General features: G+C 50.7%; 14 protein-coding genes. 1 reads left to right on the forward strand and 13 read right to left on the reverse strand.

Annotated features, from left to right (window positions below; genetic code table 11):
• Positions 1-228 precede the first annotated feature (228 nt).
• Positions 229-843: a hypothetical protein gene (locus FCL45_RS08735; protein ID WP_136798195.1), complete on the forward strand. Its 615-nt coding sequence runs from the start codon at positions 229-231 to the stop codon at positions 841-843.
• A gap of 49 nt (positions 844-892) precedes the next feature.
• Here the strand turns inward: FCL45_RS08735 and FCL45_RS08740 are convergent, their stop codons facing one another.
• The 13 genes from FCL45_RS08740 to FCL45_RS08800 all read right to left on the reverse strand — a co-directional run bounded on the left by FCL45_RS08740 (position 893) and on the right by FCL45_RS08800 (position 14,330).
• Entirely contained in the window at positions 893-1,450 is a 558-nt protein-coding gene (locus tag FCL45_RS08740) for a DsbA family protein (protein WP_136798196.1), read from the reverse strand.
• A 96-nt stretch (positions 1,451-1,546) separates the two neighbouring features.
• Complete coding sequence (locus FCL45_RS08745; RefSeq protein WP_136798197.1) at positions 1,547-1,867, reverse strand: hypothetical protein; 321 nt, start codon at positions 1,865-1,867, stop codon at positions 1,547-1,549.
• A 284-nt stretch (positions 1,868-2,151) separates the two neighbouring features.
• A complete protein-coding gene (locus FCL45_RS08750; RefSeq protein ID WP_136798198.1) occupies positions 2,152-2,328 on the reverse strand; it encodes an ankyrin in 177 nt (58 codons plus the stop codon).
• A 119-nt stretch (positions 2,329-2,447) separates the two neighbouring features.
• A complete protein-coding gene (locus tag FCL45_RS08755) occupies positions 2,448-2,630 on the reverse strand; it encodes a hypothetical protein (protein WP_136798199.1) in 183 nt (60 codons plus the stop codon).
• A gap of 200 nt (positions 2,631-2,830) precedes the next feature.
• The gene (tsaA, locus tag FCL45_RS08760; RefSeq protein WP_228721463.1) at positions 2,831-3,382 is read right to left on the reverse strand and encodes a tRNA (N6-threonylcarbamoyladenosine(37)-N6)-methyltransferase TrmO; all 552 of its coding nucleotides are present in this window, start codon (positions 3,380-3,382) and stop codon (positions 2,831-2,833) included.
• A gap of 120 nt (positions 3,383-3,502) precedes the next feature.
• Positions 3,503-4,777 (reverse strand): phosphopyruvate hydratase, encoded by a 1,275-nt coding sequence (gene eno / locus FCL45_RS08765; RefSeq protein ID WP_136798200.1) that lies wholly within the window; start codon positions 4,775-4,777, stop codon positions 3,503-3,505.
• Positions 4,778-5,116: 339 nt separating this feature from the next.
• On the reverse strand, positions 5,117-6,289 hold the full coding sequence (locus FCL45_RS08770; RefSeq protein WP_136798201.1) for a polysaccharide pyruvyl transferase family protein: 1,173 nt from the start codon (positions 6,287-6,289) through the stop codon (positions 5,117-5,119).
• A gap of 57 nt (positions 6,290-6,346) precedes the next feature.
• The gene (locus FCL45_RS08775) at positions 6,347-7,327 is read right to left on the reverse strand and encodes an NAD-dependent epimerase/dehydratase family protein (RefSeq protein WP_167495804.1); all 981 of its coding nucleotides are present in this window, start codon (positions 7,325-7,327) and stop codon (positions 6,347-6,349) included.
• A gap of 62 nt (positions 7,328-7,389) precedes the next feature.
• Positions 7,390-8,562: a glycosyltransferase family 4 protein gene (locus FCL45_RS08780; RefSeq protein WP_136798203.1), complete on the reverse strand. Its 1,173-nt coding sequence runs from the start codon at positions 8,560-8,562 to the stop codon at positions 7,390-7,392.
• Entirely contained in the window at positions 8,559-10,217 is a 1,659-nt protein-coding gene (locus FCL45_RS08785) for a glycerol-3-phosphate dehydrogenase/oxidase (protein WP_136798204.1), read from the reverse strand. Before FCL45_RS08785 ends, FCL45_RS08780 begins: the two co-directional genes overlap by 4 nt.
• Before the next feature lie 15 nt (positions 10,218-10,232).
• The gene (locus FCL45_RS08790; RefSeq protein ID WP_136798205.1) at positions 10,233-11,081 is read right to left on the reverse strand and encodes a hypothetical protein; all 849 of its coding nucleotides are present in this window, start codon (positions 11,079-11,081) and stop codon (positions 10,233-10,235) included.
• Between the two features lie 416 nt (positions 11,082-11,497).
• Entirely contained in the window at positions 11,498-13,114 is a 1,617-nt protein-coding gene (locus FCL45_RS08795) for an N-acyl-D-amino-acid deacylase family protein (protein WP_136798206.1), read from the reverse strand.
• 31 nt (positions 13,115-13,145) lie between these two features.
• On the reverse strand, positions 13,146-14,330 hold the full coding sequence (locus FCL45_RS08800; RefSeq protein WP_217907699.1) for a YgeY family selenium metabolism-linked hydrolase: 1,185 nt from the start codon (positions 14,328-14,330) through the stop codon (positions 13,146-13,148).

A 14,330-nucleotide genomic window follows, 5' to 3' on the forward strand; every position in this document is an offset into this window, starting at 1 on the left:
ATTTTGTTTTCTATGGTGTTAATCTTCTGTGATTGTACCGTCAAATCTCCGTGAATATTTTAATTGTTATTGCCGGGATGGTGATAACATACTAGATTCACGGCTAAAAGTATGATTACCGTTGTCAGGATATAGTCAGCTCAATCCCTCGTACGCACTGTACTTCGAGCTGGCTGAAAAACGGCCTCATTTCCCATTGGAAAGAAAACGCGAATTTTGGAGGAGACGATGACAAGAGCTGTTGATCTGTCACACGTGGTGTTTATTGACTTACTGCAGAATCTGGTTGATACATCAGGCATCAAGGTGGCTAAAGGCAACCTCATGCGCATTGCCATGAAGGCCGGCCAGCAAGTTGAGCCGAGAGAGTATGAATCATTTGAGAAGTTGGTCGAGGCAATGGAAAATGGTGACACACCATTGTCAGCAATTGAAGGGAATGCAACTTACCTCGGTGATGGGCTGTTTGGGCTGAAGTTGTGCCCTTTCGACAAGCTTGCACAAGATTATAAGAGCTATTTTGATAAGGAACCGGCTGGGTTGAAAGATCTAACCATTGAATTCAACACAGAGAATACCATGGCCAAAGAAATGAAAATAGGCCTGGGAGCGGGTGCAGGTCCTTTCTGTATTTTCCACCAGCCCATGAGGAGTCAGGCTGGGACAAATATCATCGTAGCTGGTAAATCGGTGGAGATCATCCAGCTTGCCTGCAGAAGCAGCAATGGTGAAAAGGCCTTTGCCCAGATCCTTATTTCAGAATATGGGTGTGATAAGGATAAAGTACTGAGCGTAATGGACAGTTACACCTGCTGCTACGGTATTCGTATAAAGGGTTCCTGATTCAACGAACAGGCGGTGCCTGTATTGACCGTTGGCTACTCAGGCGATTCTATCTGCGGAGCACCCCGTGCTGCAGCATGAGTCCCTGCAAGTTGCTATAGGCCTGGGCACCGACAAGTAAGGTGCTACCGAAAGTAAACGTAGGCACCGCAGTTATCTGCTGCTGGCGGGAGGCTTCCCAGTCCTCATCAACGGCGGTTGCGTAGCTTCTTGTGCGCAGTACCTCACTGGCCTCTTCGATGGGCAGATTACATGACTTGGCAAGGTCCAGGAGAACGTGCTGTTTGGCGAGGTTGCGCCCATCTGCAAAATATGCCTTAAAGGCTGCGAGGTGAAACTCCTCGCCCCGCCCGTTTTTCTCAGCCCATAGCCCAAGTTCCTGGGCGAGCCTCGAGTTGTAGGTTTTTGTTCGGTTGCCGAAAGGCAGCCCCAGCTGGTTTGCTGTGAGTCTCAGTTGGGTAACCATGCGATCAATCTGATCACTTCCGGTTTTAAAGAGTTCTTCCAGCAGTATACCTTCATCAGGGGTCTCGGGATGCAGTGGAAAAGCGCGCCAGCGGATTTCGATCTGGTACTCATGTTTCAGTTGCTCAACACTTCCAGTGATGAAGTAGCAGTATGGTCAGACGTAGTCTGAGAATATCTGAAGAAGGGGTGGCATTGTCATGGGGGTCTCTCAGCAATGTTCAGGAACGAAAACGCTTTACTCTTTTTGGGGTTTAACACTTCCCGGCTTGCCATTGACTACACGGCCGCAGCGACTGCAGTTTAGTATCAGCCGGGCATTGGCATAGCCGGCACCATATTCAGCTCCCATGGTACCCACGCTGCCGCATAAGTCACAACGAGCAGGCATGGTGCTATTGTTGATGCGAATACCAATATAACCGCCAATCAGGGCGATGAGTGCAAATCCGGCGAGTGAAACCTTTTCGAATTCGGCCAGGTACAGGATGGCGAGTAAAAGCGCCAGGGCGGCAGCAGCGAGTCGTAACCAATAGAGTCGGATAAGGTTGATATGCATAATTGTATAATCTGTATGAGGATAGCAGGTTAAACCGTTCCTGGAGTGAATCCGGGCTACCTGTGGATCGTCTTTTACCGAGCGGATTATCCTTACACAGACCACTGCATTGTTCAAGATGTAACTTGGAGCATCTGCAATTGCGTTAACTTAGAGTCGGCACCTGGACAGCAAGGCTGGTGTACAGTGAGAAATACCGGGAAATGTCACCGGGGAGTAGAGTACCCCGGTGACATTTTTTTCATCTATCAGAAAACGATGGGTTCAGCATAAAGTTTCTGCCATCAGTCTTCGTATCCTTTCCCTGCACAGGTAGGGCAGTTTTCCTCAGGAGTACAGCGAATATCGTCGGCCTCATCGCCCATCTGGCCTCCACGCCATTCTGAATCCGCTTCACATACTCCCTCTATAACTTTTTTCCCCTGGCAGGTTGGGCATACTTTTCGTGTTTCTTCAGACATGATCTACTCCTTTAGGAAAATAGAGTTCATGGATAATTACCATCTGTTTACGCTTATGGTAATTGCAACTCAATTGACTGCTTTGATTATGGAATCAGCGATCTGTTGAAATCTTCTGACTATTCCTCATCGACAAAATAATCTTTCAACTTCTCAAGCAGAGACTCCGGGAGTTCCTGCCTGTACATAAACGCATCGGCTTCCTCGCCTGTGATCTGCTGCTTGATTTCCAGCGGCAGCGCACGGAGTGCGGCAACACGTTCAGGATCAGGTTTCGTTTTTTTTATTTCAGGGCTCTTCACAACTTCTCTTCCTGGATAGCAATGTGACAGGAATTGGATACTCTTCATCCGGATTATATTACCTGCCACTCTTTAAGTTTTCTTCCGGGCTCATCTTCTGTCAATGGTTAAAGATGACAATACATAGTATTAATAACTATTATCATCGGAAAAGCCAGAAGAAAATTTATCGACGCAGTAAAAAATTGTAAGAGGATCGTTTAGATGAAGCGGTGGTCAGATTTTTTGCGAGCTACATCCTCTTCAGAATGGTTCATCCAGCCGCTTTCAGCATTTTCTACATGATCAAATGCAGGAATGTAGGGTTTGATGTCAATGAGGGGGGTGTTGTCTAAAATATCTACTCCGAGAATATTCAGAAAGTTATTCTGAACGGAAGTCATCTGTACCAGGGATAGTCCAAGGTGATTCGGGCGTAACGGTGAACGGGTTGAGTACACTCCACGTCGGACAGTATCCATAAAAGGGATCACGGAGAGTTCAGTTCGGGTTGCTTTATGGAACAGGTAAATCAGGTAAATGTGGCTGAAGCCTTCCAGGTCGGCAAGGCCACCGGCATATTCATTGAAAATTTCTACCCGTCCTTCTGTTTCGGCCGCACCCTTGGGCTGAATGGGCATATCGGCCAGATTGGTGTATGGGGAGTGAATAGTGCCAATCGGCTTAATGGAAGAAAAATCTGAATTACTATCTGTTTTCATAGCCTTGATATTCCAATAGAAGTGATTCTGCTCCGTTGCTAACGCTGACACCGGAGTCGCCTGACAGAGGGAAAATCCGGTTTTCTCAAAAGAGATTCGGGATGCTCCTGGTAAGATAGCAAAAAGCCCGGTTCTTAACCGGGCTTTTTGTATATATTGATGAAATATTTTCTATTTCCAGTAATACAGGGCACTGTCGCCCAACTCGTGTTCGATTTCCAGCAACCTGTTGTATTTAGCTATTCGCTCACTCCGACTGGCAGAACCGGTTTTCAGCTGGCCTCCATCCATGGCCACGGCAAAATCGGCCAGAAAGGTGTCTTCGGTTTCGCCGGAACGGTGTGAGATGAAGTAGCGCCAACCTGCGTCGCGGCACATGCGCACAGCCTCTATACTCTCAGTGACGGTACCAATCTGGTTCAGCTTGATAAGAACGGAGTTTGCTGTCTTCTCCTCAATACCGCGGGCGATATATTTGGTGTTGGTGACAAAGATATCATCACCGACAATGTCGATTGAGTCACCCACTGCGGCGGTGAAGTTCCTGAAACCTTCCCAGTCATGTTCAGCGAGCGGGTCTTCCCAGGTGACGATGGGGTACTTCTCAACCCATTTTATGGCAAGGGCGACCAGTTCATCACGAGACATTTTACCGCCACCAGACCATTTCAGGTCATATTGGCTGGTCAGGTCGGGAGAAAAGGAACTTGCGGCGCTGTCCAGCGATATGCTGATATCCTTTCCCGGAGTGTAGCCAGCTTCAACAATGGCCTCCATGATAGTGTCCATCACCGCGTCGTTGCTTTCCAGGTTGGGGGCAAAGCCACCCTCATCTCCCACACTGGTGGCCAGGCCTCTTGATTTTAGTATTTTTTTCAGCACATGGAAGGTTTCAGCCACATACCTCAACCCTTCACTGAAGCTTGGTGCGCCCAGTGGAGTTGCCATAAATTCCTGAAAGTCAACGCTGTTGTCAGCGTGCTCTCCACCATTGATAATATTCATGGCAGGCACGGGAATGCGTCTGGCGTTGGTACCACCCAGGTACTTATAAAGTGGCAGGCCGGTGACCATCGCTCCCGCCCGTGCAACTGCCATGGAAACTCCCAGAATAGCGTTGGCACCCAGTTTCGATTTATTCTCGGTGCCGTCCAGCTGCAGCATCAGATTGTCCACATCCGTCTGTCTGGTGGCGCACATACCGATAAGTTCGGGCGCGATAACGTCGTTGACATTGGCTACAGCTTTTAAAACACCTTTGCCGAGATAGCGGGTTTTGTCGCCGTCTCGCATCTCGATGGCTTCATTTTCACCGGTAGAGGCGCCAGATGGTACCGAAGCGCTGGAAATGGTGCCGTCTTCAAGTTCTGTAAAGACGCGTACCGTGGGGTTGCCCCTGGAATCCAAAATCTCCATAGCCTGTACAGCTGTGATTTTATCGGCCATAATATGTTCCTCCTAAACATGAGTGCCTGGTTAATTAACCCTTGGATGCACAAGATTTACGGGTTACGCATCTGACTCGCAATTTCCATTCAGATTCGAATTTCAGGACGATCTTAAAATCAAATGCCGCTTTCGTATTTTGGCAAAATAGTCATGAGAAATGCGAGCGAAAGATTCGAGGTTTGGTGAAACAGATATACTATAACACACATGTGGGGTCGTACCGGAAATATTAACGGACGGCGTCCAGTGAAGCGCGGAAGAGAGTCAAAAACGATATCCAGGGTATTGCCGTAAAGCCAGGACGAACAAGAGATATCGGTTACCGGAGGTGTTGGACTATCCCAGCAGCTCATCGACAAGATGAACAGCTTTACGTGCTTTTTCTTTTTCGATACTGGTTATGGGGATGAGTTCCTCTCTGCGCCTGTTACGGTTACGCCAACTGTCGATGACTTTTTGGGTAATGTAATCCACGTTCAAATCTTCAAACTCTATCATCCAGTCATCCTGGCCGATACTGCGCATAAAACCTGCATTTTTAGGGTATGAGTTGATCGAGATCATAGGCGTATTAACCGCGGCACAAAAGATCAGCGAGTGGGTCCTCAGGCCAATATGGGTGTCTACACCCCGAAGGATGCCGACGATATCGTTGCAGGTGTATTTCCTGTTGGAGATCATCCGAACTTTATACGCGTTTTGGATGTATTGCCGGACTTCTGAGGTGATCTTTTCATCCATCACCTGGGTTACGGTCAAAAGAATATCCACCCCAAGTTCCTCAACCACATTGTCGATGGCGGCAGCCATGATCCGGCAAAATTGTTCGCGGGTCAGCTTTCCGGTGTTACTCCAGTTATCTATATATGAATTGACGTTAAAGCTGATAGTGCCGGCGCTGTCGGAGGCAAAAAGGTTTTCATCGGCAAAGATCTTTTGCAGCCGCTCATCGGGTGAGGGCAGGGTGTTGATTGCTGCATCGGCCAGCAGGTGGATATGCGGTGATCGGAGCTGCAACTTTTCAAAAAGTTCTTTGGTCGAGCTGTCCCTGAGGGTAACGAGCTTTGTGGCGTCGAGAACTGTCTGCATAAGTTCCCGGCCTTTTTCGGTCTCGATCGGCCCGACACTGGCGTTATAAAAGACGATGGGAATATTCTTCTTCTTGCAGGTCGGTGCCATCAAGGCAACGCTGAAAAGGGTGTTTACCAGAGGGTTGTAGAGCTTTCGGTCAAACAGGGCATTATCGGTAATCATTACCATGTCGGTACTGGACATGGAACGATAGGTGGCCAGGCCAAAGGCTTTCAGGGAGAAATGCCAGGGCATCATCCCCATGGGCTTTACATTGTAGTGACCGTAATGGGTAGTGACAAAGCTTGGTTTAAGAGTGGGGATCAGAAACTGTACATCAGAGCGGACTTGGGCAAAGTCATGAAGGATGTTTGCCAGTATGGCGATATCGCCGGCATTGCGTCCGGAAAAGCTGCCTATCAGCGTAATTTTTTTCATGGGGTACCTGTATCTGGATTAGTCGGTTGCGGTCTCTGATTTCACACTGGCGTACTCCTACAGCAGGTTGTGTTCACGGTACCACCCAGCAGTTCGGGCGAGCCCCCGTGTGTAATCGAATTGCGGGTTATAACCAAGCAGGCGCCGTGATTTCTCGATGGAAAATGAGCGTGATTTGGTAAAAAAATCGATTCTGCGCCTATAAATCGGGGGTTCTATCCCAAGCGGTATACATATTTTTTCACACAGGGTTCCCGCGACCTGGAAGGGTTTGACGGGCAGATGCACCTTGCGGCTTGGTTTGCTGAGAATGAAGGAGATCTTGTCGAGAATATCGTTGAGCCGCAGGTTTTCAGGCCCTGCACCGAGAAAAACCTCGCCGACAGCTTCTTCCTTTTGTCCGGCCAGGATGAAAATATCAGCGAGATCTTCTACATAGACCATGTTGTAGAAGACGTTGCCATCTCCGAGTACTGGTGTGATGCTTTTCGAGGCGAGCTTGAAGAGTTTCAGAAGCCGCATATCACCTGCACCGTAAATTGCGCCCGGCCGGATTACTGATACGGGGAAGCCGGTTTTACGATGATACTCGAGAACCTTTTTCTCGGCGGCAAGTTTGGTAATCTGATAGATGTCGCCGGGTGAGAAGCGGTAGGTCTCATCAGCCGGCGGCTCTTCGATGTCGCCATGTACGCCGACGGTGGAGCAGTGTACAAAACGTTTCGCTCCAGCCAGGTGAGCGAGTTGCAGCAGGTTCTCGCTGGCTTTAACGTTGACATCCCAATACTCCTGATCCGGTACTCCTGCCTGACGATAGATGGCCGCAATATGAAAAACGACCTCGATATCCTGGACTGCCCGCTCCAGCTGTTCACGCTGGGTAAGTTCGCTTTCAATAACTTCAAATTTGCCTGCACTGGGGGAGCTTATCCGATTGCGATCACGGACCAGTACGCGCACATGGTGTCCTTGCTGGTAGAGTTTTTCGGCCAGTATGCCTCCGGTAAATCCCGTCGCTCCTGTTACGAGTGCTCTCATGGATACTCCATGGTGATATGATACCGTCCGCTTCGCATTCCCCATATAGAGGGGAGATTTTTTCAGGCGGTAGTTATTGTGTGTTCGATTCGGGCATAAAACGATTTCAGCTTCCTGTTAAACGCTGTACGGGTGTACTCTTCGCTCACCCGTTGCTTTGCCCGTGTGGCCAGCCGGGAACCGAGCTCGCGGTCGTTGACCAAGCGCATGATACCTGCGGCCATCTCCGTGTCGGTTGGTGCTACCAGCATGCTGATGGAATCGTCGAGTACCTGGGTGTGGGTTTCAAGGCGGGTGGCCACCACAGGTTTTCCGGAATCGAGATACGAGTAGATTTTCATCGGGGTGTTATAACCCTTGCATCGTGGTGAGACGACGATATGGGCCTGGTCGAGATAGTAGGCGAGATCTTCCACCGGTTTGGGGCCGGTGAAGATGACTCCGCTGTCAACTCCAAGAAGTGTCGCCTTGTGTTTGTAATGGCTGATGTCGTTTTTGTTGCCGCCAATGACGACCAGTTTCAGCCGGTTGTTTTCGAGATAACAAAGGGAGAACGCTTCGAGTAAGAGGTCTATCCCCTGGTACTTTTCCAGATTGCCAACATACATCAGCACGATATTGTCCTGCTTGAGCCGGAGGAGTGTTTTTTTCTTCCGGTGATTATCAAGCTCTCCCGGCAGCAGGGTGATATCCTCCAGGCACTGTATTATTGGCCCAGAGCTGTAGGATCTGGCTAACTTTTCAAGATACGGGCAGACTGGCAGTACGCCGGTACTGTTTGCAACGGCCCGTCGTTCGAGTGTTCTGAAAACCGGCAGCAGTGGGGTAAGTATGGAAGACTTTTCACAGAGCTGCTGGGGTAGGGATGAGTCCATGTCGTAGACGTATGGGATCTTGAATTTTTTCTGTAATCTGCGTGCCATGAAAACAGCCTCTTCCCCGGCGTGGATCAGGTCAAAACTTTCAGAACTGAGTAGTCTTCTGGCCATTTTCATCATGGCCAGGTCAAGTGCGAGCTTTTTCCAGGAGAAACCCGGGCGTACTCCGGCAGTGAAGGCTACTTTTTTTACCCGTAGCAATCGACATCCGGGGATCACTACCGGTTCTCCTTCCGGGTAGACCAGTGCAGTGAGTTCATGGCCATCTGCCGCCAGGCATTCAAGGAGCATGCGCAGGGCAATGGGGGTACCCCTGTTCTGGTAAAAAGGATGGGGGGCGAGCACCAGGATTTTCATTGCTCCCTCCCGGACCGGTTCTGGTAGTAGGAGTAGAGTTGTTCCACTTCAAGAGCTTGTCTGTTTTCGTTCCAGTCGAGTTCATCGGCCATGAGCGTGGCAATCTTTTCAAGCGCCTGAAGGGAAGGGCAGCCTCCGTTGCCGCAATCTGTCCTGCGGAGCACAACATCGCTCAATTTCATGGCCATCTCTTCCCGAATGGAGTACAGCACCTCAGCTTTCAGGAGTGGTACACCCTCGTTTACCGGCTCTGCGGTATTTGCCTCCTTTTTCATGATATCCAGCAGGGAGGAACTGTAGCTGCCGTAACTGTTTTGAATGCGGGGATAGTCGTTCAGAAATTGCTGAATATCCTGCCCGGTGGGAACGTCTGCAGTAGAACTGCCAACCCCTTTGGTAAGATGAGAGTTCGGAATGATAGCTTTTTTCCGCAGCAGTTTTTCCACCTGCAGGGCAATTGCAGGAGCTGTGGTGTATTTGACGCCTTCGACGGTAAGTAACCCCTCAAGTCCTTCGAGTGCCTGGTGGTCAATGATTTTAGGCTTTTTGAGTAGCTGGGGGGTACTGTTGCGGGAGCTGTTCACGGGCTTATGGGCGGGGATCAGACCGGCGTGACTGTGAATAACGTTGTTCCGGCTGAGTGCTGCACCGGGATAGATGGCGTTGACTTCGCTGATAATCTCTTCGATTTCCCAGTCTTCAATCTTCAATTCATCACATCGGCCGCTGTAATATGAGTAGCTGGTACCGATGATGGTACAATTCTTCCAGGGGACGAAAAAATAGAGACGGTTGGAGCGCTTTACCTTGCTGTCCCTGTCCTTTACTTCGTCGTTGGATTCAAGACCGACGCCATGACCGGCAAAGAGCTGTTTGTCGACGACGATGTTGACAGCCTTGGCAAGGTCTTCTGTGGTGCTGGCCTGATGCGACTCCCTGCGTATTTCGTCAATCCAGGGGCCTGCCGCATTAATCACCATCCGGCCCCTGATCATGAAGGTCCTGCCGCTCAGCCTGTCTGTAACTTCTGTCCCTGAAATGCGGTTTTTGGTGCGAGCGAGCTTACGAACTTTCACGTAATTTGCGGCCACTCCACCGGTAGCGCATCCCGCTTTGACAAAGCTGAGGCACATACGCTCGGTGTTAACGATCAGGTCATCGTACCAGAGGGCTCCGCCGGTGATTTCATCGGTGTTGAGTTGGGGGACAATTTTGAGGAATTGCTCCCTGTTCAAAAGGGTACCCCGGCCTGCCTGATTTCTTTCCGGTGCGTGATCGTTTCTGTCCCAGCTGAGAAAGTCAAAAATTTTCAATGCGGCGGCCATTACAGACTTGCCCTTGATGCCGTTGCCGCTGGTTGGAATAACACAGGGCAGCGGTTGAACAAGGTGGGGGGCAACTTTCATGAAAACCTTCCTGGAATAGACCGAATCACGTATACGCCTGATGTTGAGGTGTTGCAGATATCGCAGACCCCCATGCAGAATTTTTAAGCTGTTGGCCGATGTCCCGGCGCCAAAGTCGTCTTTTTCCACCAGTGCCACCCGGATGCCGGTTTCCGCCAGCTGCCGGAAGAGCACGCTTCCGTGGATGCCGCCGCCGATGATCACCACGTGGAAATCATTGTTTGCCAGGTAGTCGATATCTCTTCGCATAGTGTGGCTGCTTCCTTAGTTACAGTTAAATCGCAGCGCCAGTTGGTCGCGCATAAAGTCCATTGATCGTGTAAGTGCACCAAATGGTCGAGTATCACAGGTTCTTTCCGCGATTGCTTTCAGTAGTGACATAGCCGGTCTTTCCCGGTCGAAACAACAGCTGATCAAGGTACCGAAGTTTGCAGCAACATGGCGACGATTGCTGCAGGGAAGTGGATCTGAACCGGAGATAACCGGAATATTATGTGTTCTGGCCAGATCGAACTGTTTTACCCAACGCCAGAATTGGGGACGTCCACCGTTATCTCCCAGGGCAAAGGGGGCATGAACGGGGTTGTCATTTTCCCTGATCAGTTGGGAGACGAGTTTCCCCCGTCGAAACAGCCACTTTCCCACTCCCCAGGGCAGTATGGGGAAGCCGCCGGCGTCCTCTATCGCCTTCAGCGTTGCGGCAAGCGGCAGGCGATCAGCTATGGATTGTTCGGTGGCAATGGAGAGCACCTCCAGGCGCTCGCGGGTTACGATCTGCTGACCACTTATTAGAAAAATTTCGGCACCATCAGTGTGTGTGGCAATGAGAGAGAGTGGTTCGGCCGTAGAGTGTAACTGCCAGTCCGGCGCCAGGGGAGTTGTACTTTCACTTTCCAGCTGCCGTTTCAGTCTGGCAAAAGTGTCGCGCTCCCTGGGCTCTGTAAAAACCAGTACGACTGCTGATGCCGGGTTGTGGCTATGATGCGCTGTATCCTGCTCTTGATGACAGACTCTGGCGCTATCCAGTATGGGGACCAGATCGCTCCAATGGTAGAGGTGGACATGACTGTCCAGAAGTACTGTTGAAGTATTGCCCTCAGGTGGTTGTGTCATGTACGAGTGAACGTGGAAGTTGAAAACGTAGCAAATTGTTCTGCTACGCGGCCAAAACAGAGATTTTATCTGTCGCCATTGTTTCAACAAAACAGCTTGTAAGCCGAATAACGAACAAACTCAAAGAGCTGCAGCTCCTGATTGGGTCAGGTTGAATGATATTTACGTGACCTGCCGGAACATACAACCTATGTTCCGTAATTAAGGGGAAAAAAGTACTATACAGATAGGGAAATTCTTATTCAAAAGGGGTCGGTCTGTCAAGAAAATTCCAAGGTTTTGCAATATGCAGCACAGTTGGATCATGGGGGGGATTGTTGGTGGAAGGCGATAGTATTGCTCAGTGTGCAGGTTGCTTTCCGGGGTGAGCAAAGCAACTTCTGCACCTGTCCGTTTCTGCCTTTCTCTCTAGGGCATCAGCTGTTCAGTCTCAGAACTTTGCCACACTGCATATCCTGGTTATGGCCGCAAAGGACAGTCTTGTATGGCTCTGCTGTGTAGGCGATGGTTCCGTTTATCATGACAAGCTCGATCCCGGCAGGGTGCTGACACGGGTTGGTATACGTGGCCAGGTCTGAAATAGCAGCGGGATCAAAAACGACGAGATCTGCGAACCAGCCCTCTGCAACCTTGCCTCTCTTGGCTATATTAAACGATTCCGCTGCCTGCAGTGTCATCTTCCTGATGGCTTTTTCAAGTGGCATGAGCTGTTCATCCCGGGCATATTTGCCGAGAAAACGAGGGAACGCACCATATGTTCTCGGATGAGGTGTACCGTGCATCAGCCCATCTGTGCAGAGATTCATCTCCGGTCGCAGCATGAAGCGTCGTACATGTTTCTCAAGCCCGTAAAAGTCCACCATGCTGACCCCATTTTCCTCTTCCAGAATCAGATCCAATGCAGCCTCCACCGGGTCAGTGCCTCTTTCTTCACCAATTTCCAGCAGTGACTTGCCGATAAACTGCGTGTTCTGTGCAGTCTGCACGTTGGTGATCGAGATGCCGTCAACACCGGCAAAGGCAACAAAGTTGTCCCAGGAGCTTGGAGTGGTGCGGATATCATCCAGCATGCGTTTCCGGCATTCTCTGTCTGCAAGGCGGTTGAGGAGTTGGGCGGTACCGCCTGCATGGGCCCACGGAGGCAGGATGGCGCTGAGCATTGTGGAGCCGGCGGTGTACGGGTATTGATCAAATGTTACCCTGAGTCCCTCTTCGCTTGCCCTGTCGAGCAGGTCGATAACTCCGGGCAGCTTGGCGTCGTTGTATGTGCCGCAAATCTTGAAATGGGAGAAGTGGATATGTACTCCGGTTACGCGTGCTATTTCGAGCACCTCACTCATTGACTCAATAATGGCATCGGCTTCACTGCGCTGGTGAATGACCAGGGGGACCGAATTGTCGGCCGCGACCTGGCAGATTGCAACGAGCTCTCTGAAATCGGCGTACGTGCAGGGGGGGTAGATAAGACCGGTGCTTATGCCGTGCGCACCGTTGTTCAGTTCCCGCTGAGTTACCCGGCGCATGGCATCGAGTTCTTCATCGGTGGCCGGGCGCTGATCGAGCCCCAGGACCTCCATGCGGAGGTTGCCGTGGGGAACCAGGTAACAGAGGTTCTGGGCTGAGCCACTCTTTTCGAGCAGGTCGAGATAACCCTTGGTATCTCGATAATCCCAGGAAATTGAATCCGAGGTTCCTGCGAGGCCAGCCAGGTTTTTTCGCCACTGGGCAATATGCTCAGCCGGCAGAGGTGCCATGGCAATACCATCCTGGCCTAAAATCTCGGTGGTGATTCCCTGCCGTATCTTGGCGTCCAGTATCGGAGTCTCGAGAATAACCAGGTCTGAGTGACTGTGTGTATCTATAAAACCAGGGCAGAGGGCCTTGCCCTCCAGGTCAATAATCAGATCTGCAGCGGGCTTGTCAGGGCCGCTGCAGATTGCCTCAATAGAGTCACCAGCAATAACTACGGAAACGATTCCGGGTTTGTCGCCTGTGCCATCATAAAGTACTGCGTTGTCGAATCGTATCCGCATCAGTGATCCTTAAAAAACTGAAGAAAATATATCAGAGTTTGAGTAATGCCCTGAGGATGGCCTGATATCCCAGCACTCCTTTGTGGAGCTGCTCAATCTCAATATACTCGTCTATGGTGTGGGCAAGGTTTTCCTGCGAGGGACCGAAACCAAGGGTGGCAATATCGGCTTCCCCGGCATAATGACTGCCGTTGGTGCAAAACGCATAGTGCGATACAGCAGGTTTCAGTCCGGCTTCCTGCAGCTCTGAAAGTACCGCTGTAACGAATGCCTCTTTTTCATCATAGAGCCAGGCTGGAAAAAACCGGGTCCCCTCAATGGCAGCACCCGTATAACACGGTTGCTCATCGCTGGCAAAATAGACTTGAGCCTCAAAGTCCGGGTCTTCCTGTTTGAGCAGGTCAATGGTTTCGAGAAATGGGGCGAGCACTCTCTCCCGGTCTTCGCCCACCAGCAATCGCCTGTCGTAGGTCACCCGGCAGTTGCTTGGGACCACGGACGCACCGGGGTACGGCGTTGACTTGATATCAGTCAGTACGCAGATGCCTTCTCCTAAAATCGGATGGGATTCCGGTTTCACCTCTTCCATGCGGGTGATGAGTCTGGTCATGGAATGTACAGCATTGACACCTTTTTCCGGGTTGGCAGAGTGGGCTGGAACACCTAAGGTTTCGACCACAATCTCGGCCCGGCCACGCTGGCCGATCTTCAGGTTCAGCTCAGACGCTTCGCCGATTATCACGTAATCGGGCTTGAAACGTTGGGAGATTTCCCGTGCGGCAACACCCTCGAAACATTCTTCATGCACCACCCCGGCAACACAGATCGTACCACCAAAATCACGGTTGGTTGCATCAAGAAAGGAGCTCGCTGCCACAGTCATGGCCGCCACTGCCCCCTTCATGTCTGAAGCGCCGCGGCCATAAACGCGGCCCTCTTTGATTTCAGCAGCAAAGGGCGGCACGCTCCAGGCAGATTCATCCGGTACGGGCACGGTGTCGATATGGCCATCGAGCAGAACGCAGGGGCCAGGACGGTTTCCTTTAATCACCCCGATAATATTACCATATTTGTCCTGGTGAACTTCATCGAAGCCCAGCGTCTCCATGGCTTTTTTCAAGGTGTCTGCAACCGCAGCTTCTTCACCTGAAACACTGGGACAGCGGATCAGTTGACGGGTGAGTTCGGTTGCGGTATCAACATAACTTTCAACCAT

Source organism: Desulfosediminicola ganghwensis (assembly GCF_005116675.2).
In the GTDB taxonomy this organism is placed as follows: Bacteria; Desulfobacterota; Desulfobulbia; order Desulfobulbales; family Desulfocapsaceae; genus Desulfopila; species Desulfopila ganghwensis.